Origin of the sequence: Mycobacterium paraseoulense (assembly GCF_010731655.1) — a bacterium.
Taxonomy (GTDB): Bacteria; Actinomycetota; Actinomycetes; order Mycobacteriales; family Mycobacteriaceae; genus Mycobacterium; species Mycobacterium paraseoulense.
On sequence record NZ_AP022619.1, the window covers coordinates 5,194,666 to 5,216,367 of the forward strand.

A 21,702-nucleotide genomic window follows, 5' to 3' on the forward strand; every position below is an offset into this window, starting at 1 on the left:
TTGCGCGAGGGTGCAGATTCTTTTGCCGGATCCGCGGTCGTCGCCTGTGTGGTCACCCAGTCCTCACCGCCTTCTGACATCGGGGCAGTTCAGCCTAACCCGGCCGGGGCGGGGTCCGCGCCGAGCAGTCCGCCCCATCCACGTGCCATGCCAGAGTTAGGGTGGCAGTCTCACGTCCCCTTACCCGAGCGGGGTTGCGTTATGCCAGATGTCGATTGGGATGCGCTGCGTCACAAGGCAATCGGTGCCGCGGCGGGGGCCTACGCGCCGTACTCGCGGTTCCCGGTGGGGGCGGCCGCGCTGGTCGACGACGGCCGCGTGGTCACCGGCTGCAATGTGGAAAACATCTCATATGGCCTTGGTCTCTGCGCCGAATGCGGTGTGGTGTGCGCCCTACACACGACCGGCGGCGGCCGGCTGATCGCGTTGGCCTGCGTCGACGGCCGGGGGGCCACGCTGATGCCGTGCGGGCGATGCCGCCAGGTGCTGCTCGAACACGGCGGCCCCGGCCTGCTGATCGACCATCCGGCCGGGCCGCGACCCCTCGGCGAACTGCTCCCCGACGCCTTCAGCGCCGACCTGCCACGGGAAGCCCGTTGACCGACTTCGACTTCGACGCGCCGACCGTGATCCGGACCAAGCGCGACGGCGGCAGGCTGTCCGACGCCGCGATCGAGTGGGTCATCGACGCCTACACCGACGGCCGGGTCGCCGAGGAACAGATGTCGGCGCTGCTGATGGCGATCTTCCTGCGCGGCATGGACCGCGACGAGACCGCCAGCTGGACCGCGGCGATGCTGGCGTCCGGCGACCGGCTCGACTTCCGCGACCTGCGGACCCCGACGGTGGACAAGCACTCCACGGGCGGCGTGGGGGACAAGATCACCCTGCCGCTGGTGGCTGTCGTCGCGGCCTGCGGCGCGGCGGTGCCCCAGGCGTCGGGGCGGGGGCTCGGGCACACCGGCGGCACGCTGGACAAGCTCGAGTCCATCGCCGGGTTCACCGCGGCGCTGCCCAACCGGCGGGTGCGCGAGCAACTCCGCGACGTCGGCGCGGCCATCTTCGCCGCCGGGGAGCTGGCACCGGCCGACGCCAAGCTCTACGCGCTGCGCGACGTCACCGCCACCGTCGAGTCGCTGCCGCTGATCGCCAGCTCGGTGATGAGCAAGAAGCTGGCCGAGGGGGCCGGGGCGCTGGTGCTCGACGTGAAGGTCGGCTCCGGGGCGCTGCTGAGCTCGCCGGAGCGGTGCCGCGAACTGGCCCACACCATGGTGGAGCTGGGCGCCGCGCACGGGGTGCCCACCCGCGCGCTGTTGACCGACATGAACGTCCCGCTCGGCGCGACCGTCGGGAACGCCCTCGAGGTCGCCGAGTCGCTGGACGTGCTGGCCGGCGGCGGCCCGCCCGACGTGGTCGAGCTGACGCTGCGGCTGGCCGGCGAGATGCTCGAGCTGGCCGGGCTGGACGGCCGCGACCCCGCCGACACGCTGCGCGACGGCACCGCGATGGACCGGTTTCGCCGGATGATCGCCGCGCAGGGCGGTGATTTGTCGGTTCCGTTGCCGATCGGTGCGCATTCCGACACCGTGACCGCCGCGCGGGGCGGCACAATGGGCGATATCGACGCGATGGCAGTGGGGCTGGCGGCTTGGCGGCTCGGCGCGGGCAGGTCCCGTCCGGGCGAACGGGTGCAGGCCGGCGCCGGCGTCCGGATCCACCGCCGCCCCGGCGAGCCGGTCACCGCCGGTGCGCCGCTGTTCACCGTGTACACCGACACCCCGGAGCGACTCGGCGCCGCGCTGGCCGAGCTGGACCGCGGCTACAGCGTCGGTGACGCGCCGCCGGCCGCGCGGCCCCTGATCATCGATCGGATCGTCACGTGAGGACCCCCCTGGGCCTCGAGCAGATCAGGAAGGCGCCCAAGGCGCTGCTGCACGATCACCTCGACGGCGGACTGCGACCTTCGACCGTGGTGGAGATCGCCGGCCAGGTCGGCTACGACGGGTTGCCCACCACCGACGTCGACGAGCTGGCCACCTGGTTTCGCACCCAGTCGCACAGCGGCTCGCTGGAGCGCTACTTAGAGCCGTTCTCCCACACCGTGGCGGTGATGCAGACACCAGAGGCCCTGCACCGCGTCGCCTACGAGTGCGTGGAAGACCTGGCCGCCGACTCCGTCGTTTACGCCGAGGTCCGGTTCGCGCCCGAGTTGCACATCGACCGGGGGCTGTCCTTCGATGCGATCGTCGACGCCGTGCTGGCCGGTTTCGCCGACGGGGAGAAGGCCTGCGCCGCCGCGGGCCGGCCGATCGTGGTGCGGCTGCTGGTGACCGCCATGCGGCACGCCGCGGTGTCCCGCGAGATAGCCGCGCTGGCGATCCGGTTCCGGGACAAGGGCGTCGTCGGTTTCGACATCGCGGGCGCCGAGGCCGGCAACCCGCCGACGCGACACCTGGACGCCTTCGAATACATGCGAGACCACAACGCGCGCTTCACCATTCACGCGGGCGAGGCGTTCGGGCTGCCCTCGATTCACGAGGCGATCGCGTTCTGCGGCGCCGACCGCCTGGGCCACGGCGTACGCATCGTCGACGACATCGACATCCTCGGCGACGGCCGGGTCCGATTGGGCAGGCTGGCATCGATTCTGCGGGACAAGCGAATTCCGTTGGAGCTGTGTCCCAGCTCCAACGTGCAGACCGGTGCGGTGAAAAGTATCGCGGACCATCCGTTCGACCTGCTGGCCCGCACGCGCTTCCGGGTGACCGTCAACACGGACAACCGGTTGATGAGTGACACCTCGATGAGCCTCGAAATGCACCGGCTGGTACAGGCTTTCGGCTACGGGTGGAGCGACCTGGAGCGGTTCACCATCAACGCGATGAAGTCGGCGTTCCTTCCGTTCGACGAGCGACTGGCGATCATCGACGACGTGATCAAGCCGCGGTACGCCGTGCTGATCGCGGGCTGACGCCGCTCGCCCGAAAAACGGGCGAGCGGCCCAGCTTTCGGCTCAGCGGGTGAGGCGCGTGCCCGTGCGACGCCCCGTCAGCGCCTCGTAGAGCGCGATCAAGACGATGGCGGCGCCGACTCCGATGAAGAACGGAATCCACGCGATGCCGCCATTGGCGTTGTGGTATCCGAACTGGCTGGCGACCGCCGAGCCGATCAAACCGCCCACGGCGCCGATCACGACGGTCATGATCATGCCGACGTTCTGTTTACCCGGCATCACCAGACGCGCGACCACACCGATGATGGCGCCCACGATGATGGCGAGGATGATGGATCCGACCATTTCAGCTCCTGTCATAACGGCTCCCGGGGTGGGCGCCATCTTCGAGGGGGACTTCCCCGAAAAGACGGACTTCTAACACAATTCGGTCGGAAGCCAGATCAGGCGAGCCCGATGGCGCGCACCGTGCCGGCCAGGTGCGTCTGCACCGCGCGCAGCGCTCGCGGGCCGTCGCCGTCGCGCAGCGCCTCGGCGATCTCGCGGTGCTCGTCCAGGATCGTCGTCACCCGGTCGGGTTCGCGCAGCGCCGACTCGCCGATCATGCGCATCTGACGATCCCGCAGCGACGCATAGAAACCCGACAGGATGGCGTTCCCCGACTCGGCCAGCGTCACGGCGTGGAAGGCGCGGTCGGCGTCGAGGAACTCGGCCCAATCGGCGCGGTCGACGGCGGTGCGCTGCCGCGCCAGCTCGCCCGACAACCGCTCGAAGACCGCGGCGCACGCGGCCGGCCCGCGGCCCACCACCTTCGTCGCGGCGAACTGCTCGAGCACCAGCCGCGCCTCCATCACCGAGCGGACCTCGTCCGGCGACACGGGGACCACCAGGGCGCCGCGCTGCGGGTAGAGCCGCAGCAGCCCGTCGGCCTCCAGCCGCAGGAACGCCTCGCGCACCGGGGTGCGGGACATTCCCAGCGCCGCGGCGACGTCGCCCTCGCTGATCAGCTCCCCGCCCGGGAACGCGCCGGTGAGCACCTGCGTCTTGACGTAATCGAGCGCGCGGTCCTTGGCCGTGACCGGCCTGGGGTTCCCCGTTGCCACTGCAGCCTTCCGGTAGCTAAGTCGTATCCCAGCAGTGTGGTGACGGTACACCAACTCGGCATTGACAATCCGGCAACTTAGATACAAGATAGATACCAGATAGACGCAAGGTGCACTCGAGCCGTCCGAAGGAGACGCGAAATGCCGGTCACGGAACAAGCCCTGTCCCCGAACCTCGACCCGACGATCCCCGCCCCGATGGTCAACGTGGCCGAGTACGGGTTCGAAGGCCGTTTCCAGGACTGGGCGCAGGACGCGGAGTACTTCGAATACTCCAAGGCCGCCAACCCCATCGGCTCGGGTCATGTCCCGCAGGTCCCGATTACCCGCTTCGATCCGGAGGTCTACACCGACCAGCCGACCGGTGTGATCCCGCTGGATCTGTCCATGCAGCTGGGTATCGAGACCGGCGCGGCGACCAGCCCCGCGCTGCTGGCCAACTTCGTGCGCATCCGCCCCGGTGAACAGATCGACACCAGCCCCAACGCCACCTCGCAGCTGTACTACGTGCTGTACGGGCGGGGCTTCGCGGCCGTCAACGGCCAGCTGGTCGGGTGGGAGAAGGGCGACTTCCTGACCCTGCCCGCGGGCACCCACTCGGTGTTCTACGCGGCCGCCGACACGGCCATGTACTGGGTGCACGACGAGCCGCTCATGCGTTACCTGGGCGCCCAAGCCACCCAGCCGCGGTTCCGCGCGACCAAGTTCCGCCGTTCGGACGCGGTGGCCAAGCTGGAGGAGATCGCGTCGCGACCGGGCGCCAACGAGAAGAGCCGGGTCAGCGTGCTGCTGGCCAACGCCAACCAGGAACAGACGCTGACCATCACCCACGTGCTGTGGGCCATGTTCGGTGTGCTGCCCGCCAACCAGGTGCAGCGCCCGCACCGGCACCAGTCGGTGGCGCTCGACCTGATCCTCGACGCGCCGGCCCACGGCTGCTACACCCTGCTGGGCACCCGGCTCGACGAGCACGGCGACATCGTCGACCCGATCCGGGTGGACTGGCGGGCGGGCTGTGCCTTCACCACCCCGCCGGGCATGTGGCACGCGCACTACAACGAGACCGACCAGCCCGCGCACCTGATCCCGATCCAGGACGCCGGCCTGCAGACCCACCTCCGCAGCCTCGACATCAAGTTCACGCAGCGCCGCGACCTCGTCGCCGGCTGACCCGCCGGGCCGTGCACGGTCCACAGTTGCCGCATAGTGTGGCTGGACATGAAGTTGCCCCTGCTCGGCCCCGTGTCGGTCACCGGCTTCCAGAACGCGTGGTTCTTCCTGGTCCTGCTGGTCGTTCTGCTGGTCCTGGGCATCTACGTCGTGCTGCAATTCGCCCGCCGCCGGCGCGTGCTGCGCTTCGCCAACATGGAGGTGCTGGAGCGGGTCGCGCCGGCCCATCCGAGCCGGTGGCGGCACGTCCCGACGATCCTGCTGGCCACCTCGCTGGTGCTGCTGACCACCGCGATGGCGGGCCCGACCTCCGACGTCCGGATCCCGCTGAACCGGGCGGTCGTCATGCTGGTCATCGACGTGTCGGAGTCCATGGCCTCCACCGACGTGACACCCGACCGGCTGACCGCCGCCAAGGTGGCCGGCAAGCAGTTCGCCGACGAGCTCACCCCCGCCATCAACCTGGGGCTGGTGGAGTTCGCCGCCAACGCCTCGCTGCTGGTCTCGCCGACGACCAACCGCGCGGCGGTGAAGGCGGCCATCGACAGCCTCAAGCCGGCGCCCAAGACCGCGACGGGCGAAGGACTGTTCACCGCGCTGCAGGCCATCGCGACGGTGGGCTCGGTGATGGGCGGCGGGGAGGGCCCGCCGCCGGCGCGCATCGTGCTGGAGTCCGACGGCGCCGAGAACGTGCCGCTGGACCCCAACGCGCCACAGGGGGCGTTCACCGCCGCCCGCGCCGCCAAGGCCGAGGGGGTGCAGATCTCGACGATCTCCTTCGGGACGCCCTACGGCACCGTCGAGTACGAGGGCGCCACCATCCCGGTTCCCGTCGACGACCAGACGCTGCAGAAGATCTGTGAGATCACCGACGGCCAGTCGTTCCACGCCGACAGCCTGGAATCGCTGAAGAACGTCTACGCGACCCTGCAGCGGCAGATCGGCTACGAGACCGTCAAGGGCGACGCCAGCCTGGCCTGGATGCTGCTGGGCGCGGTCGCCATGGCCGGCGCCATCCTGGCGGGACTGTTCCTGAACCGCCGGCTGCCGTCCTGAGCGCTCAGACCGGCAGCCGCCGGTTGATCAGCAGCGCCAGCGCCGTCGCGATCAGGGCGGCCAGCACGCCCAGGCGCAGCCACCCGGCGCTGCCCGGACCCGCCACGGTGCGGTAGCCGATGTCCTTCTCGATGGCGTTGTAGCTCTTGGAAAGGTCGGCGAGGTTGCCGGCGGTGTAGGACTGCCCGCCGGAGAGTTTGGCGATCATCTTCATCTGGTCCGTCGAGACCGGGACGGCGACCCGCTGCCCGTCCATCTCGATCTCGCCGGTCTTGGTGCCGAACGAGATCGTCGAGATGGGCACCCCCTCGTCCCGCGCCAGCCGCGCCGCCGTGTAGACCCCGTCGTGCGGGTCGCTGGGGTTGGACGGCTTGTTCTCCTTGCCGTCGGACAGCAGCACGATGCGGGCCGGCGGCGGGGTGTCGCCGCCCGTGATGGCGTTGGCGCTGACCGCGTGCAGGGCGGTGAAGATGGCCTCGCCGGTGGCCGTGCTGTCGGCGAAGTCGAGCTTCTTGAGCGCATCGATGGTCGCCTGGTGCTGCGGTGTCGGCGGCACCAGCAGATACGGGGTGCCCGCGAAGCCGACCAGCCCGAGGTTGATGCCCGGCGTCAGCTGACTGGCGAACTGGCTGGCCGCCTCCTCGGCGGCCTTGAGCCGGTTGGGTGGGACGTCGGTTGCCCGCATGGACTGCGACATGTCGATGACCAGCACGACGACCGCCCGGTTGCGCGGGATGCGCATGTCATGGGTGGGCGTGGCCAGCGCGATGGTCAACAGGACCAGGCTGAGCAGTGCCACGGCGATCGGGAGGTGCCGCGTCGGCGACTGCGGCACGTCCGCCTCGGTGAACCGGCGCAGCCGGCGCCGGCGGCGGGCCTGAACCAGGACGTAGACCGCGAGCAGACCCAGCGGGAGCAAGCCGAACAACAGCATCCCCGGGCGTTGAAAGCCGTACAGCGGTAACGGGCCTACCCCGGGAAGCGACACCCGCCAGTAAAGATGAGACTCGCAGGCCCGTCAAACGGGGAGCCGCTCCCGCCCTACTCGCGCCTGAGCCGCCCGTCCACGAATTGCTCGAGGTTCTCCCATTCCCGTACCGCCGCGGCGTACGGGGCCGAGGGCTTGCCGACCGAGCCGGGCTCGAGCACGTAGGCCACCAGCTTGCCGAGCGGGCGTCCCGGCTCGAGCGCCTTGTCGACCGTGCCCTCTTCCGAGTAGTCGCCGATGTCGCGGAGCAGCTCGACGGCCAGGTCCAGCTGCTCGCGGTCGACGGCGTCGGGCCCGTCGGCGATGTCGTCGGCCAGCCCGCTGAGCACGTAGATGTTGTCCTCGCTGACCTTGACTTCCAGCGACCCGTCGGTGGCGGCGGTGCGGATGTCGTCGTAGGTGCTCAGGTCGGCCAAGTCGTGGTCGTGCTCGTCGGCGAGGTAGCGGGCCAGCGCCCGCTCCGAGCTGAACACGCTGATTCGCCCGTTGCGGCCCAGGAAGATCGGGCGGTCGTCCAGGTAGCACCGCAGCGTGAAGAAGGTGCCCGAACTCGTCATGATCCGAATCGGGTCGATGCCCACCTGCAGCCAGAAATCCTCGTCGCTGCCCAGGATGACGGTGTCGCCGGCCGCGCGCGATTCGTCGTCGTCTTCGTCGCCGGCCCCCGCGGACTCGTCGGCTTCCGCGTCGTCTTCCTCGTCGGACTCGTCGGCGGCTTCGGTGTCCTCCGCGTCCTCCTCCGCGGGCTCCTCGGGCTCCTCGGGCTCCTCGGCGAGCTCGTCGGCCGCCTTGGCCGACAGTTTGTCGTCGACGTCGGGGGTGGTGGCGATGTCGTCGATCGCGCTGAGCACGTCGTCCCAGCTGCGCCCGATGACCTCGCCGATCGCGTTCCAGCGCTTGAGGCCGGCCTTGCCGCTGAAGTGGTCGATCCCGCCCGACACCGTGCCCAGCGTGGGGTTGCCGTTGAAGAACTTCAGCACCGCCGCGAGCTCGCACACCGATCCGATGGACGAGACGAGCGCCAGCGTGCGGGCCAGCTCGGTCACCGACTCCTCGGTCGGCTTCTCCGATACCAGCTCCTCGACCGCGACCAGATCGAACTGCCTGTCCTCGGCCGGGGAGAACTTGTGCGCGTGCGCCGCGGTCAGGTCCTTCCACGCCGGGTGATCGACCAGGTCGTTGTCGGTATCGGTGCGCACGAACGCGACCAGGTCGGCGACGGAGGAGAAGACGTACAGGTCCTCGTCCTTGCCCAGGAACGCCTCCCACTCGTCGCCGGCGTCGCGCCAGCGGGGTGCCCACACGGTGTAGCGGTCACCGTCGGACAGGCTCAGGCGGATGGGCACGAGGTCAGCAGCCATGCGGCACACAATAGCGACGGCCCGGGGAGGTGCCCGCCGTCGGGACGCCTAGCCCCAGATGTCGGTGATCGGCGGCGCGCCGGCCGCGTAGCCGGTTTTGGGCAGCCCGTACATCTCCTCGATCGTGGACAGCACGTTGTAGTGGTTGATCTGTTCGGCGTAATTGCCGGGACGGACGTGGGCGCCGTAGAACACCGTGGGGATCTGGTTGCGGGTTCCGCCGTCGTCCTCGTCGAACGTCACGATCAACAGGCTGTTGTTGGCGGCCGCCCAGTTGGCGTAGCCCGACAGCTGGCGGTTCAGCCAGGCGTCGGCCTGCGCGATCGACCCGTCGTGCATGTTGTCGTCGTTGTTGGGGATGACGAACGACACGGTGGGCAGACCGGCGTAATTGCCCATCGGGAACGCCGAGAAGGGCAGGGAGTTCGCCGGCGGCACGTTGGCGAAGTTGGCCCAGGGCACGTGCTTGCGCGCGTACTTGCCTGCGGTGCACGCCGGCGAGCCGACCGCGGGCAGGCCTTCGGCGAAGCCGGCGAACGTGTAACCGGCGGCCAGCAATTCGGAACCGAGGTTGGGGGCGGCGCCGGCGTTGACGGGGCACAGGTCTCTGGTCACCCCGAAGGTGCTGCCGGCGAACAGCGCCAGGTAATTCGGCTCGCTGGGGTGTGTTTCGGCGAACGACTGGGTCATGTTGGCGCCGCCCGCGGCCAGCGCGGTGAGGAAGGGGGCCGACTTGTTGCCGATGATGCCGTTTTCGGAGTGGTTCTCCTCCACCACGATCACGATGTGCGCCGGCTGGGGAATGGCCGCTGCCACCAGGTGTATCCGCGAAGCGAGCGGGCCGCCCGCCAACCCCACCAAGGCCAGTGCGCCGAGCAGCCGCAAGACTCGAAATGCGCTGCCCGTCAATCCTGTTGAACCCGCGACTCCGCTCAGCACCAAGCGAGCATAGGCGCGGAGCCACCGCGGCGGCGGCGCCGACGCGGACGGCTTCGGCGGGGCGTTAGCGAATTGCTGCCGCATCGTTATATAGGGTCGAACACCGTGGAGGTGCACGTTGTCGATCACCCGCTGGCGGTCGCCCGGCTGACGACGATGCGCGACGAACGCACCGACAACGACGGTTTCCGGGCCGCGTTGCGGGATCTGACGGCGATGCTGATCTACGAGGCCACGCGGGACGCGCCCCGGGAGACCTTCCCGATCCACACGCCGGTGGCCGAGACGCTGGGCGTGCGGCTGGCGAAGCCGCCCCTGCTGGTGCCGGTGTTGCGGGCCGGGCTGGGCATGGTCGATCAGGCACTTGCGCTGCTGCCGCGGGCGCGGGTCGGGTTCGTCGGTGTCGCGCGCAACGAGGAAACCCATGAGGCGAGTGGGTATTTCGAGTCGCTGCCCGACGACCTTTCCGGCCTGCCGGTGCTGGTCCTGGACCCCATGCTGGCCACGGGCGGGTCGGTGAAGTACACGCTGGGCCTGCTGCTGGACCGCGGCGCAACCGATATCACGGTGTTGTGCGCGGTGGCTGCGCCCGAAGGCATTGCCGCGCTTGAGAAAACGGTGCCCGAGGCGCGGCTGTTCACCGTGGCGGTCGACGACGGCCTCAACGAGAACGCCTACATCGTGCCGGGTCTCGGTGACGCGGGCGACCGTCAGTACGGGCCCCGCTAGCCGCCTACAGGCTGTGGGCCGCGGACACCAGCTGGTCGCGCAGTGCGCCGGCCCGCTGCCGCGCCTCGGGCAGGTCTCCGCTCACCGCGCAGCGAACCTCGATGTAGCACTTCAGCTTCGGCTCGGTCCCGGACGGCCGCACCACCAGCCTGACCGACGCGTCGTCGTCACCGCCGGTGCAGATCAGCGCGTCGGCGCTGTCGGTGACGGTCGCGGCGTAGCCGGCCAGTGTCCGCGGTGGCGTGGCCCGCAGCCGCCGCATCAGCTCGGCGGCCTCGGCGGCGCCGGCGACTCGGCGCGACACCGCCGCGACGTCGTGCACGCCGTATTGCCGGGCGAGGTCGTCGAGCGCGTCGGCCACCGAACGGCCCCGGTCCTTCAGCGCGGCCACCAGATCGCACACCAGCACCGCGGCGCTGATGCCGTCCTTGTCGCGCACGGCGCCGGGGTCGACGCAGTGCCCGATCGCCTCCTCATAGGCGTACACCAGGGTGGCGCCGGGCACGTCGGCGTCGGCGCGCGCCAGCCACTTGAAGCCGGTGAGGGTTTCGACGTGGGTGGCTCCGCGGTGACGCGCGATCGCCGCCAGCATCCGCGACGACACCACGGTGCTGGCGACCACCGCCGTCCGGGGATCGGCTGCCCGCGACAAGATGTAATCGCCGAGCAGCCAACCGGTTTCGTCTCCCGAGAGCATCCGCCACCCCGAGCCGGCCGGGATGGCGACCGCACACCGGTCGGCGTCGGGATCCAGCGCGATCGCGACGTCGGCCCCGACGTCCGCGGCCAGCGCGAGCAGCGCGTCGGTGGCGCCGGGCTCCTCGGGATTCGGGAAGGCCACGGTGGGGAAGTCGGGGTCCGGTGCGAACTGTGCTCCGACGGTGTGCACCTGCCCGAAGCCGGCGCGCTGCAACGCTTCCACGGCCACGACGCCGCCCACCCCGTGCAGCGGGGTGAGCGCCACCCGAGCCGAACCGGCGGCGCGGCGCACCCCCGCGGCCCGCGCGATGTAGCGCTCGACCAGATCGGTGACGGCGGGTTCCACGGGTGCCCGGCCGATTTCGTCGGCCGGGGGAGCAGCGGCCATCGCGGCCTCGATCTCGCGGTCGGTGGGGGAGACGATCTGGATGCCGCCGTCGGCGTAGACCTTGTAGCCGTTGTCGGTCGACGGGTTGTGCGACGCGGTGATCTGTATCCCGGCGGCGGCGCCGGTATCGCGCACCGCGAACGCGACCACCGGCGTGGGGACCGGACCGGGCAGCAGCTGGACCGAAAACCCTTGTGCCGAAAGAACTTCAGCGGTGACGGTGGCGAAGACGGCGGAGCCGTGCCGGGAGTCGCGCCCGACGATCACGTGCGCGCCGGCCAGGCCCCGCCCGCGCAGCACCTGCGCCACCGCCCAGCTCACGCGCGACACCACCGCCACGTTCATCGCGTCGGGCCCGCCGCGCACCGGACCGCGCAGGCCCGCGGTGCCGAACACGAGGGGATGGGCAAAGCGCGCGGCAAGCTCGTCGGGCCCGCACGCCGCGAGCTCGGCGGCCGTGGCGGGGTCGGGGTCGTGCGCGATCCATTCCGCCGCGGCGATCGCAGGCCCGGCGTGGCCGGGGGCCGCGGGTCGCCGCCATTGGTCGGGCGTCATCGCATCAGAACCGGGCCAGGACGTCGGCCAGCAGCGTGCCCATCCGGCTCGCCGACGCGGCGCCGGCGGCGAGCACCTCGGCGTGGCTCAGCGGCTCACCGCCGATCCCCGCGGCCAGGTTGGTCACCAGCGAGATCCCCAGCACCTCGGCGCCGGCCGCCCGGGCCGCGATGGTCTCGTGCACGGTGGACATCCCGACCAGGTCGGCGCCCAGCATCCGCAGCATCCGCACCTCGGCCGGCGTCTCGTAGTGCGGCCCCGGGAGGCCGGCGTAGACGCCCTCGGTCAGGTCCGGGTCGACGAGGCGCGCGAGGTCGCGCAGCCGCGGTGCGTACGCGTCGGTCAGGTCGACGAACTGCGGGCCGACCAACGGCGACCGCGCGGTGAGGTTGAGATGGTCGCTGATCAGCACCGGCCGGCCGACCGCCAGGTCGGGCCGCAGCCCGCCGGCCGCGTTGGTGAGCACGACGATGCGCGCCCCGGCCGCGCAGGCCGCCCGCACCGGGTGCACCACGTGGCACAGGTCGTGGCCCTCGTAGGCGTGCACCCGGCCGACCAGCACCAGCACGCGGCGCTCGCCGACGCGCGTCGACATCAGCTCGCCGGTGTGCCCCACGGCGGTGGGCGGCGCGAAGCCGGGGACGTCGGCCTGGGGCAGCACGGCGGTGGGGGCGCCGAGGGCGTCCGCCGCGGGGCGCCACCCCGAGCCGAGGACGACGGCGACGTCGTGCTCGGCTACGCCGGTGCGTTCGGCGATGAATTGCGCCGCCCGCCGGGCGAGGTCGTCGGGGTCGGTCGGGGGTTCGGCCACGGCCATCGACCTTAGCCCTGCGCAGGTGCCCGCCGGAATATGTGAAAATCTGCCGCATGAGTCTTCGTAGGTGGCCGGTCGTCGGCCTGGCCGTCGCCGTTGCGGCGGCGGTGTTTTCGATCACCAGCGGCGCGCTGCCGTCGGCGCGGGCCGACGGGTGCCCAGACGTGCAGCTGATCTTCGCCCGCGGCACCGCCGAGCCGCCCGGCCTTGGGGTCGCCGGTGACGCGCTGCTCGGCGCGCTGCGCGCGGACCTCGGCTCGCGCAGCGTCGACGCCTACCCGGTGAACTACCCGGCCAGCTACAACTTCCTGCAGACCGCCGACGGCGCCAACGACGCGCGCGACCACATCGCGCAGATGGTCGACCAGTGCCCGTCGACGAAGCTGGTGCTCGGCGGTTTCTCGCAGGGCGCCGCGGCGGTCTCGATGCTCGCCGGGGTGCCGCCGCTGGGCGAGCGGATCGGCAACTTCGGGTCGGCTCCGGCGCTCGATCCCGGTCTGGCGAACAAGGTTGCGGCCGTCGCGGTGTTCGGCAACCCCGGCAACCGCTTCAACACGCCCCTGTCGACGACGGGGCTGTTCGCCGGACGCGCCATCGACATCTGCAGCCCCGGTGATCCGGTGTGCGTGGTCGGCGGCCGGGACCGCGATGCCCACCACGATTACGGCGTGCCGCCCTACCCCGGACAGGCGGCGGGATTCATCTCCGGGCTGGTATAGCCCGGTCCCCGAGGTCGCGGTGGGATACTGCGAGAATGCCCACCACCGCATTGGATGACGTCGAGGATGTCGTGCGGCGACGTGGCTCCGAGCTGGTTGAGCTGTCCCACGCCATCCACGCCGAGCCCGAGCTGGCGTTCGCCGAGCATCGCAGCTGCGCCAAGGCCCAGGCGCTGGTCGCCGAACGCGGTTTCGAGATCACCGCGCCGGCCGGCGGCCTGGACACCGCGTTTCGCGCCGACTTCGGCAGCGGCCCGCTGACCGTCGGGATCTGCGCCGAATACGACGCGCTGCCCGAGATCGGGCACGCCTGCGGCCACAACATCATCGCCGCGTCGGCGGTGGGCACCGCGCTGGCGCTCGCCGAGGTGGCCGACGACCTGGGCCTGCGGGTGGCCCTGATCGGCACGCCCGCCGAGGAGGCCGGCGGCGGCAAGGCGCTGCTGCTTCAGGCCGGGGTGTTCGACGACATCGCGGCGGCGGTGATGCTGCACCCCGGGCCCACCGACATCGCGGCGGCCCGCTCGCTGGCGCTGTCGGAGGCGACCGTGCACTACCGTGGCAAGGAATCCCACGCCGCCGTCGCGCCGTATCAGGGGATCAACGCCGCGGACGCCGTGACGGTGGCGCAGGTGGCCGTCGGGCTGTTGCGGCAGCAACTTGCCCCGGGCCAACTGGTGCACGGGATCGTCACCGACGGCGGGCAGGCGGTCAACGTCATCCCCGGGCACGCGGCGCTGCAGTACGCGATGCGGGCGGTGGAATCGGATTCGCTGCGACAGCTGGAGGGCAGGATGTACGCGTGCTTCGCCGCGGGCGCGCTGGCCACCGGCTGCGAATACGACATCGACAACCCGGCACCCGCGTACGACGAACTCACGCCCGACGAGTGGCTGGCCGACGTCTTCCGCGAGGAGATGCGCCGGCTCGGGCGCGAGCCCGTGGCCCGCGAGTTCGAGGCGGCGCTGCCCATGGGCAGCACCGACATGGGCAACGTGACCCAGGTGCTGCCGGGGATCCATCCGGTGGTCGGGGTCGACGCCGGCGGCGCCATGGTTCACCAGCGTGCGTTCACCACCGCCGCCGCCAGCCCCAGCGCCGACCGCGCCGTCGTCGAGGGTGCCATCATGCTGGCCCGCACGGTGGTCCAGCTGGCCCAGACGCCCGCGGAACGCGACCGCGTGCTGGCCGCGCGGGAACGGCGGGCGTCCGCATGAGCCTCGCCGACGCCGCCACCTCCTGGCTGGCCGCACACCACGACGACCTGGTCGACTGGCGCCGGCACATCCACCGCTACCCCGAGCTGGGCCGGCAGGAGTACGCCACCACCCAGTTCGTCGCCGAGCGATTGGCCGACGCCGGGCTCAACCCCAAGGTGCTGCCCGGCGGCACCGGGCTGGTCTGCGATCTGGGCCCCGAACACGAGCCGAGGATCGCGCTGCGGGCCGACATGGACGCGCTGCCCATGGCCGAGCGGACCGGCGCGCCCTACACCTCCACCATGCCCAACGTCGCGCACGCCTGCGGGCACGACGCCCACACCGCGATCCTGCTCGGCACCGCGCTCACCCTGGCGTCGGTGCCCGAGCTGCCGGTCGGGGTCCGGCTGATCTTCCAGGCCGCCGAGGAGCTGATGCCCGGGGGCGCAATCGACGCCATCGCCGCCGGCGCGATCTCCGGCGTGTCGCGGATCTTCGCCCTGCACTGCGACCCCCGGCTGGAGGTCGGCAAGGTCGCGGTCCGGCACGGCCCCATCACCTCGGCGGCCGACCAGATCGAGATCACGCTGCACTCCCCGGGCGGCCACACGTCGCGCCCCCACCTGACCGCCGACCTGGTCTACGGCCTCGGCACGCTGATCACCGGGCTGCCCGGGGTGCTCTCGCGCCGCATCGACCCGCGCAACGGCACCGTGCTGGTGTGGGGGGCGGTCAACGCGGGGGTGGCCGCGAACGCCATCCCGCAGGCCGGGGTGCTGGGCGGCACGGTCCGCACCGCGAGCCGGCAGACCTGGGTCGGCCTCGAGGAGATCATCCGGGAGACCGTGTCGGCGCTGCTGGCGCCGCTGGGCATCGACCACACGCTGCAGTACCGGCGCGGCGTGCCGCCGGTGGTCAACGAGGACGTCTCGACGCGCATCCTCACCCACGCGATCGAGGCCATCGGCCCGGACGCGCTGGCCGATACCCGCCAGTCCGGCGGGGGCGAGGACTTCTCCTGGTACCTCGAGGAGATTCCCGGCGCGATGGCGCGCCTGGGGGTCTGGCCGGGACAGGGGCCGCAGCTGGACCTGCACCAGCCGACGTTCGACCTCGACGAGCGGGCCCTGGCGATCGGGCTGCGCGTGATGGTCAACATCGTCGAGCAGTCGGCGGCGTTCTCCTTGGCCTAGGTCGTCCCGGCCGCGAGCGTGCGTGTTTGCACAGGGACACGCCGGACTGACCGGCATTCTGTGCACGGTCGGCAAGCTGAATTGTCGACCTATCGGTCAGCCCCGACCATTGCCGGCATGCATTCACAGCTCAGCCGCCTGCTCGATGTCCAGGGCGGAGTGGTCACCTCTGCTCAGGCACTGAGATTCCTCACCAGGCGAGAGCTGGAAGCACACCTGGAATATGGTGCGCTGCACAGGGTTTGGTACGGCATCTACGGTCGCGGTGAGCCGACCACTGCTTTGCGACTGCGGGGCCTTGACTTGGCTGCCGGTACGAAGGTCGCCGCGTGCATGGGTACTGCCGCCGCTGCCTACGGCTTCGACACCGAGCGCACCCCCGATATGCACATCCTCAATCCCATCGGCCGGCAGTTGCGATCGACGGAGGGCCTGACAGTGCATCGACGCACCGGTGCGCCGTTGACTGCGGTCGCGGGCCGGCCGCTGACCACACCGGCATGGACGGCGGTCGAGGTCTCGCGCGCCTTGAGCCGGCCCCGCGCGCTGGCGACCTTGGACGCGGCGCTGCGCAGCGGCACGTGCAAGCCTGAGCACCTGGAAGACGCAGCGAGGGGCCAATCCGGCCGTCGTGGCATCGCGGCCGTGCGCGACCTCCTCGGGTTGGCCTCGCCGCTGGCGGAGTCGCCCATGGAAAGCGAAACGCGCCTCGTCATGATCGACGCGGGTTTGCCGCCTCCCGTCCTGCAGTACGAGGTGGTCGACCTGCAGGGCCGCACGTGGCGGCTCGACTTCGCTTGGCCCGGAATTCGCGTCGGTGCGGAGTACGACGGCGTCGATTGGCACAGTGGGCCCGAGGCTTTCCTGCGGGATCGCCGTCGCTTATCCGCACTCCAACAGCTCGGGTGGTTGGTGGTGCCCATCGTTGCCGAAGATGTCAGACATCGGCCCCACGAACTCCTCGGCCGACTCAGCACGTATTTGCGCCGGGCCGCCTGAAGCCGCGCGAAGGTGCGTAGATTGCCAGGTGTGCCGGCGTGTCGTCGTACAAACACGCACGCTGGCGGGCCACGGTCTGGGTCCTAGGAGCCGGTTCCCGGGCCGACGTTGTGGGCCGGCCGCGTCCGCAGGCCGTGCACGTAATCCGCTGGGGCCCCGGCGACTTCGGCGGCGTCGGCCATCACACCGAGATACCGCGCCGACGGCAGGCCGCCCTCCCAGGCGTCGAGCACGTAAAGCCACGCCAGCACGGGGTCGGTGTTGGTGTCCGACGAGATGCGTTCCACCCGGCAGCGGATCTTCTTGTGGACGCCGAACTCCGAGCCCTCCCAGCGGTCGAGGTTCTTCTCGTCGGCCGGGGTCATGTCGTACAGGACGACGAACACCTTCGAGGTGGGGTCTTCGACGACGGTGGCCAGCGCGCCTTCCCAGCCGATGTCCTCGCCGCCGAACGTCAGCCGCCAGCCGTGCAGCCAGCCGGTTCCGGCCATCGGCGAATGGGGTGCACGCTCGAGCATCTGCTCAGGATCCATGTTCGACCCGTAGGCGGCGTAGAGCGGCACGGGGAAATCTTAGACGTCACCCGCACGAGCGGTCGTGTCCCAAGGATTTCGCCGCCCTGTCCGATGGCGCGGTTCTCCCCCGCAAGCGGGGGGACCCCCACCTCACGCCGCCCTGCGGCGTGCATCGTCGCCGCGCTGCGGGGTGCCCGGTCTCCCCGCTAGGTTGGGGCTGTGGCGACCCGCATCGTGATCCTCGGTGGCGGCCCTGCCGGTTACGAAGCCGCGCTGGTGGCCGCGACCTCCCACCCCGACACCACCCACGTGACCGTGATCGACTCCGACGGGATCGGCGGCGCGGCCGTGCTGGACGACTGCGTGCCGTCCAAGACGTTCATCGCCTCGACGTGGCTGCGCACCGAGCTGCGCCGCGCGCCGCGGCTGGGGCTGGACATCGACATCGACGACGCCAAGATCTCGCTGCCGCAGATTCACGCCCGGGTGAAGCAACTGGCCACGGAGCAGTCGGCCGACATCACCGAACAGCTGCTCAGCGTGGGCGTGCACGTGGTCGCCGGGCACGGCGAGCTGATCGACCCCACGCCGGGGCTGGCCTGCCACCGCGTCAAGGCGACCGCGGCCGACGGCACCGTCAGCGAGTACGCGGCCGACGTCGTGCTGATCGCGACCGGCGCCAGCCCCCGTGTCCTGCCGTCGGCCCAGCCCGACGGCGAGCGCATCCTGACCTGGCGGCAGCTCTACAACCTCGACGCGCTGCCCGAGCACCTCGTCGTGGTCGGGTCGGGCGTCACCGGCGCCGAGTTCGTGCACGCCTACACCGAGCTGGGCGTGCCGGTGACCGTGGTCGCCAGCCGGGACCGGGTGTTGCCCTACGAGGACGCCGACGCCGCGCTGGTCCTGGAGGAGGCGTTCTCCGAACGAGGCGTCCAGTTGGTCAAGAACGCCCGCGCCCAATCGGTCACCCGCACCGACGACGGCGTGCTGGTCACCCTGGCCGACGGGCGCACCGTCGAGGGCAGCCACGCCCTGATGACCATCGGGTCGGTCCCCAACACCGGCGGCCTCGGCCTGGACCGGGTCGGCATCGAGCTGGGCCGCGGCGGCTACCTGACCGTGGACCGGGTGTCGCGGACCTCGGTGGCCGGCATCTACGCCGCGGGGGACTGCACAGGCTTGCTGCCCCTGGCGTCGGTGGCCGCCATGCAGGGCCGGATCGCGATGTATCACGCGCTTGGCGAGGGCGTCAGCCCGATCCGGTTGCGCACGGTGGCGGCCACGGTGTTCACCCGGCCGGAGATCGCGGCCGTCGGCGTGCCGCAGACGATGATCGACGACGGTTCGGTGTCGGCCCGCACGATCATGCTGCCGCTGCGGACCAACGCGCGGGCCAAAATGTCCGGGCTGCGACAGGGTTTCGTGAAGATGTTCTGCCGCAAGTCCACGGGCGTGGTCATCGGCGGCGTGGTGGTGGCCCCGATCGCTTCCGAACTCATCCTGCCGATCGCGGTGGCCGTCCAAAACCGCATCACCGTCACCGAGCTGGCGCAGACGCTCGCCGTTTATCCGTCGCTGTCCGGGTCGATCACCGAGGCCGCTCGTCGGCTGATGGCCCACGACGATCTGGACTAGCCTTGGTTCGACACCGTCCTACTGGCGAGTAACCGACAGGAGTTTCCGGTGAGGAGTCCGCTGCCGTGAGCAACCCGATACAGGCGCCCGACAGCGCCCAGACCTGGGCGGCTTCCACGTTGGGACCCCAGCAGCGCGCGCTGGCGTGGGAGCGACTGGGCGCCGAGCAGTTCGACGTCGTCGTCATCGGCGGCGGCGTGGTGGGCTCCGGCTGCGCGTTGGACGCGGCCACCCGCGGGCTCAAGGTGGCGCTGGTCGAGGCGCGCGATTTCGCGTCGGGCACGTCGAGCCGCTCGTCGAAGATGTTCCACGGCGGGCTGCGCTATCTCGAGCAGCTGGAGTTCGGGCTGGTGCGCGAGGCGCTCTACGAGCGGGAGCTGTCGCTGACCACCCTGGCGCCGCATCTGGTCAAGCCGATGCCGTTCTTGTTCCCCCTGACGAATCGGGTGTGGGAGCGTCCCTACGTCGCCGCGGGCATCTTCCTCTACGACCGGATGGGCGGCGCGAAATCCGTTCCCGCGCAAAAGCATCTGACCCGGGCTGGCGCGTTACGGTTGAGCCCGGGCCTCAAGCGCAGCGCGCTGATCGGCGGTATCCGCTACTACGACACCGTCGTCGACGACGCCCGGCACACCATGACCGTCGCCCGCACCGCCGCCCACTACGGCGCGGTGGTGCGGACCTCCACCCAGGTGGTCGCGATGCTGCGCGAGGGCGACCGGGTGACCGGCGTGCGGGTCCGCGACTCCGAGAACGGCGCCGTCGCCGAAGTTCGCGGCCACGTCGTCGTCAACGCGACCGGAGTATGGACCGACGAGATTCAGGCGCTGTCCAAGCAGCGCGGCCGGTTTCAGGTGCGCGCGTCCAAGGGCGTGCACGTGGTGGTGCCGCGCGACCGCATCGTCAGCGACGTCGCCATCATCCTGCGCACCGAGAAGTCGGTGATGTTCGTCATCCCGTGGGGCACCCACTGGATCATCGGCACCACCGACACCGACTGGAACCTGGACCTGGCCCACCCCGCGGCCACCAAGGCCGACATCGACTACATCCTGCAGACGGTCAACACCGTGCTCGCGATCCCGCTCACCCACGCCGACATCGACGGGGTGTACGCCGGGTTGCGGCCGCTGCTGGCCGGGGAGAGCGAGGAGACCTCCAAGCTGTCCCGCGAGCACGCGGTGGCGGTCCCCGCGCCGGGCCTGGTGGCCATCGCCGGCGGCAAGTACACCACCTATCGGGTGATGGCCGCCGACGCGATCGACGCCGCGGCCCAGTTCGTCCCGGCCCGGGTGGCACCGTCCATCACCGAGAAGGTCAGCCTGCTGGGCGCCGACGGCTACTTCGCGCTGGTCAATCAGGCGGAACACGTAGCGGCGCTTCAGGATTTGCATCCCTACCGGGTGCGGCACCTGCTGGACCGCTATGGCTCGCTGATCGGCGACGTGCTGGGTTTGGCGGCCGGCAACGCCGACCTGCTCAACCCCATCAAGGAGGCGCCGGGCTACCTCAAGGTGGAGGCGCTGTACGCCGTCACCGCCGAGGGGGCGCTGCACCTGGAGGACATTCTGGCCCGCCGGATGCGCATCTCCATCGAGTACTCCCACCGCGGCGTCGACTGCGCCCGCGAGGTCGCCGACGTGGTGGCGCCCGTCCTCGGCTGGAGCGCTGCGGACATCGAACGTGAGGTGGCCAACTACTCCGCGCGGGTGGAGGCCGAGATCTTGTCGCAGGCCCAGCCCGACGACGTATCGGCCGACGAGTTGCGGGCCAGCGCCCCGGAGGCGCGCGCCGAGATCCTCGAACCGGTACCGCTCAATTGAGGCCTGCGCCGCTTCCGGTGCGGGACGGCCTCGGCCCGGCGCGGGTGCGGCTGCGTGGCGGGCCGGTGCTGGACGAGCTGACCGACCGGTTCGGCGCGTCGGCGCGGTCGAAGGTGCTGGCCGGGGAGGTGGTCGACGCCCGGGGCGCGGTGGTCGACGAGGCCACGGTGCTTGGTGCCGGGTCCTTCGTCTACATGTATCGGGAACTGCCCGACGAGGTGCCCGTCCCCTTCGATATCCCGGTGCTTCATCGTGACGCGCACATCGTGGTGGTCGACAAGCCGCACTTCCTGGCCACCATGCCCCGGGGCCGGCACGTGGCGCAGACGGCGCTGGTGCGGCTGCGCCGGGAGCTGGGCCTGCCCGAGCTGAGCCCGGCCCATCGGCTCGACCGGCTGACCGCCGGGGTGCTGGTGTTCACGGTGCGCCGCGACATGCGTGGCGCCTATCAGACCCTGTTCTCCCGCGGAGTGGTGCGCAAGACGTATCTGGCGCGCGCGAGCGTCGACCCGGCCCTGGTGTTGCCGCGCGTGGTGCGCAGCCGGATCGTCAAGCGGCGCGGGGTTTTACAGGCCGTCTGCGAACCGGGCGCCCCCAACGCGGAGACGCTGGTGGAGCTCGTCCGCCCGGACGGCCTGTACCGGCTGACCCCACGCACCGGGCGCACCCACCAGCTGCGTGTGCACATGGCCGCGCTGGGCGTGCCGATCGACGGGGATCCGCTGTATCCCAACGTTATCGACGTGCCGCCCGAGGACTTCAGCACGCCGCTGCGGTTGCTGGCGCAGCGCATCGAGTTCGACGATCCACTGACGGGCGCTCGGCGCGAGTTCGTCAGCCGTCGAACGCTGGACTGAACCATTT

21 protein-coding genes are annotated in these 21,702 nt (G+C 70.9%); 13 read left to right on the forward strand and 8 right to left on the reverse strand.

Going from position 1 to position 21,702, the window contains the following annotated elements; translation table 11 throughout:
- Window positions 1-201: 201 nt before the first annotated feature.
- The 3 genes from G6N51_RS24280 to G6N51_RS24290 are packed head-to-tail and all read left to right on the forward strand — an operon-like array spanning window position 202 to window position 2,971.
- Window positions 202-600: a cytidine deaminase gene (locus G6N51_RS24280; protein ID WP_083169764.1), complete on the forward strand. Its 399-nt coding sequence runs from the start codon at window positions 202-204 to the stop codon at window positions 598-600.
- Window positions 597-1,883: a thymidine phosphorylase gene (locus tag G6N51_RS24285; RefSeq protein WP_083169766.1), complete on the forward strand. Its 1,287-nt coding sequence runs from the start codon at window positions 597-599 to the stop codon at window positions 1,881-1,883. The genes G6N51_RS24280 and G6N51_RS24285 overlap by 4 nt, the downstream gene beginning before the upstream one ends.
- Window positions 1,880-2,971 carry an adenosine deaminase gene (locus G6N51_RS24290; RefSeq protein WP_083169769.1) on the forward strand — a complete coding sequence of 364 codons (1,092 nt, stop codon included), beginning with the start codon at window positions 1,880-1,882 and terminating at the stop codon, window positions 2,969-2,971. The genes G6N51_RS24285 and G6N51_RS24290 overlap by 4 nt, the downstream gene beginning before the upstream one ends.
- 42 nt (window positions 2,972-3,013) lie before the next feature.
- Here the strand turns inward: G6N51_RS24290 and G6N51_RS24295 are convergent, their stop codons facing one another.
- Both G6N51_RS24295 and G6N51_RS24300 read right to left on the reverse strand, forming a co-directional pair.
- Window positions 3,014-3,298, reverse strand: a complete 285-nt coding sequence (locus tag G6N51_RS24295) for a GlsB/YeaQ/YmgE family stress response membrane protein (RefSeq protein ID WP_067943778.1) — start codon at window positions 3,296-3,298, stop codon at window positions 3,014-3,016.
- Window positions 3,299-3,396: 98 nt separating this feature from the next.
- Window positions 3,397-4,056 carry a GntR family transcriptional regulator gene (locus G6N51_RS24300; protein ID WP_083169771.1) on the reverse strand — a complete coding sequence of 220 codons (660 nt, stop codon included), beginning with the start codon at window positions 4,054-4,056 and terminating at the stop codon, window positions 3,397-3,399.
- Window positions 4,057-4,197: 141 nt separating this feature from the next.
- On the opposite strand from G6N51_RS24300, the gene G6N51_RS24305 reads away from it, so the two are divergent.
- Both G6N51_RS24305 and G6N51_RS24310 read left to right on the forward strand, forming a co-directional pair.
- On the forward strand, window positions 4,198-5,226 hold the full coding sequence (locus G6N51_RS24305; RefSeq protein ID WP_083169773.1) for a cupin domain-containing protein: 1,029 nt from the start codon (window positions 4,198-4,200) through the stop codon (window positions 5,224-5,226).
- A 48-nt stretch (window positions 5,227-5,274) separates the two neighbouring features.
- Window positions 5,275-6,282 (forward strand): VWA domain-containing protein, encoded by a 1,008-nt coding sequence (locus G6N51_RS24310; protein ID WP_083169775.1) that lies wholly within the window; start codon window positions 5,275-5,277, stop codon window positions 6,280-6,282.
- A gap of 4 nt (window positions 6,283-6,286) precedes the next feature.
- On the opposite strand, the gene G6N51_RS24315 is transcribed toward G6N51_RS24310, so the two are convergent.
- From G6N51_RS24315 to G6N51_RS24325, 3 genes are read right to left on the reverse strand one after another with little or no spacing between them, the layout of a single operon-like run.
- Window positions 6,287-7,270, reverse strand: coding sequence for a VWA domain-containing protein (locus G6N51_RS24315; protein ID WP_083169777.1), 984 nt, complete (start codon window positions 7,268-7,270; stop codon window positions 6,287-6,289).
- A 53-nt stretch (window positions 7,271-7,323) separates the two neighbouring features.
- Window positions 7,324-8,631 carry a protein export chaperone SatS gene (gene satS, locus G6N51_RS24320; protein ID WP_083169779.1) on the reverse strand — a complete coding sequence of 436 codons (1,308 nt, stop codon included), beginning with the start codon at window positions 8,629-8,631 and terminating at the stop codon, window positions 7,324-7,326.
- A 48-nt stretch (window positions 8,632-8,679) separates the two neighbouring features.
- Window positions 8,680-9,540 (reverse strand): alkaline phosphatase family protein, encoded by an 861-nt coding sequence (locus G6N51_RS24325; RefSeq protein ID WP_438502040.1) that lies wholly within the window; start codon window positions 9,538-9,540, stop codon window positions 8,680-8,682.
- A 135-nt stretch (window positions 9,541-9,675) separates the two neighbouring features.
- Here G6N51_RS24325 and upp point away from each other — a divergent pair, with 135 nt between their 5' ends.
- Entirely contained in the window at window positions 9,676-10,299 is a 624-nt protein-coding gene (upp, locus tag G6N51_RS24330; protein WP_083169781.1) for a uracil phosphoribosyltransferase, read from the forward strand.
- Window positions 10,300-10,303: 4 nt separating this feature from the next.
- Here the strand turns inward: upp and G6N51_RS24335 are convergent, their stop codons facing one another.
- Complete coding sequence (locus G6N51_RS24335) at window positions 10,304-11,887, reverse strand: phospho-sugar mutase (RefSeq protein WP_232078586.1); 1,584 nt, start codon at window positions 11,885-11,887, stop codon at window positions 10,304-10,306.
- Window positions 11,888-11,945: 58 nt separating this feature from the next.
- Window positions 11,946-12,752 carry a purine-nucleoside phosphorylase gene (locus G6N51_RS24340; RefSeq protein WP_083170071.1) on the reverse strand — a complete coding sequence of 269 codons (807 nt, stop codon included), beginning with the start codon at window positions 12,750-12,752 and terminating at the stop codon, window positions 11,946-11,948.
- Window positions 12,753-12,808: 56 nt separating this feature from the next.
- On the opposite strand from G6N51_RS24340, the gene G6N51_RS24345 reads away from it, so the two are divergent.
- The 4 genes from G6N51_RS24345 (at window position 12,809) to G6N51_RS24360 (ending at window position 16,865) form a co-directional block, all read left to right on the forward strand.
- Window positions 12,809-13,474: a cutinase family protein gene (locus G6N51_RS24345; protein ID WP_083170073.1), complete on the forward strand. Its 666-nt coding sequence runs from the start codon at window positions 12,809-12,811 to the stop codon at window positions 13,472-13,474.
- A 35-nt stretch (window positions 13,475-13,509) separates the two neighbouring features.
- Entirely contained in the window at window positions 13,510-14,691 is a 1,182-nt protein-coding gene (locus G6N51_RS24350; protein ID WP_083169785.1) for a M20 family metallopeptidase, read from the forward strand.
- Window positions 14,688-15,866 (forward strand): amidohydrolase, encoded by a 1,179-nt coding sequence (locus tag G6N51_RS24355; protein WP_083169787.1) that lies wholly within the window; start codon window positions 14,688-14,690, stop codon window positions 15,864-15,866. Before G6N51_RS24350 ends, G6N51_RS24355 begins: the two co-directional genes overlap by 4 nt.
- 117 nt (window positions 15,867-15,983) lie before the next feature.
- Window positions 15,984-16,865 (forward strand): endonuclease domain-containing protein, encoded by an 882-nt coding sequence (locus G6N51_RS24360; RefSeq protein WP_083169789.1) that lies wholly within the window; start codon window positions 15,984-15,986, stop codon window positions 16,863-16,865.
- Between the two features lie 83 nt (window positions 16,866-16,948).
- Here the strand turns inward: G6N51_RS24360 and G6N51_RS24365 are convergent, their stop codons facing one another.
- A complete protein-coding gene (locus G6N51_RS24365; protein ID WP_083169791.1) occupies window positions 16,949-17,428 on the reverse strand; it encodes a gamma-glutamylcyclotransferase in 480 nt (159 codons plus the stop codon).
- A gap of 171 nt (window positions 17,429-17,599) precedes the next feature.
- Here G6N51_RS24365 and G6N51_RS24370 point away from each other — a divergent pair, with 171 nt between their 5' ends.
- The 3 genes from G6N51_RS24370 to G6N51_RS24380 all read left to right on the forward strand — a co-directional run bounded on the left by G6N51_RS24370 (window position 17,600) and on the right by G6N51_RS24380 (window position 21,695).
- A complete protein-coding gene (locus tag G6N51_RS24370) occupies window positions 17,600-19,015 on the forward strand; it encodes an NAD(P)H-quinone dehydrogenase (protein WP_083169793.1) in 1,416 nt (471 codons plus the stop codon).
- Window positions 19,016-19,080: 65 nt separating this feature from the next.
- Complete coding sequence (locus G6N51_RS24375) at window positions 19,081-20,838, forward strand: glycerol-3-phosphate dehydrogenase/oxidase (protein WP_083169795.1); 1,758 nt, start codon at window positions 19,081-19,083, stop codon at window positions 20,836-20,838.
- The gene (locus G6N51_RS24380; protein ID WP_083169797.1) at window positions 20,835-21,695 is read left to right on the forward strand and encodes a pseudouridine synthase; all 861 of its coding nucleotides are present in this window, start codon (window positions 20,835-20,837) and stop codon (window positions 21,693-21,695) included. Before G6N51_RS24375 ends, G6N51_RS24380 begins: the two co-directional genes overlap by 4 nt.
- The last annotated feature ends 7 nt before the right edge of the window (window positions 21,696-21,702 follow it).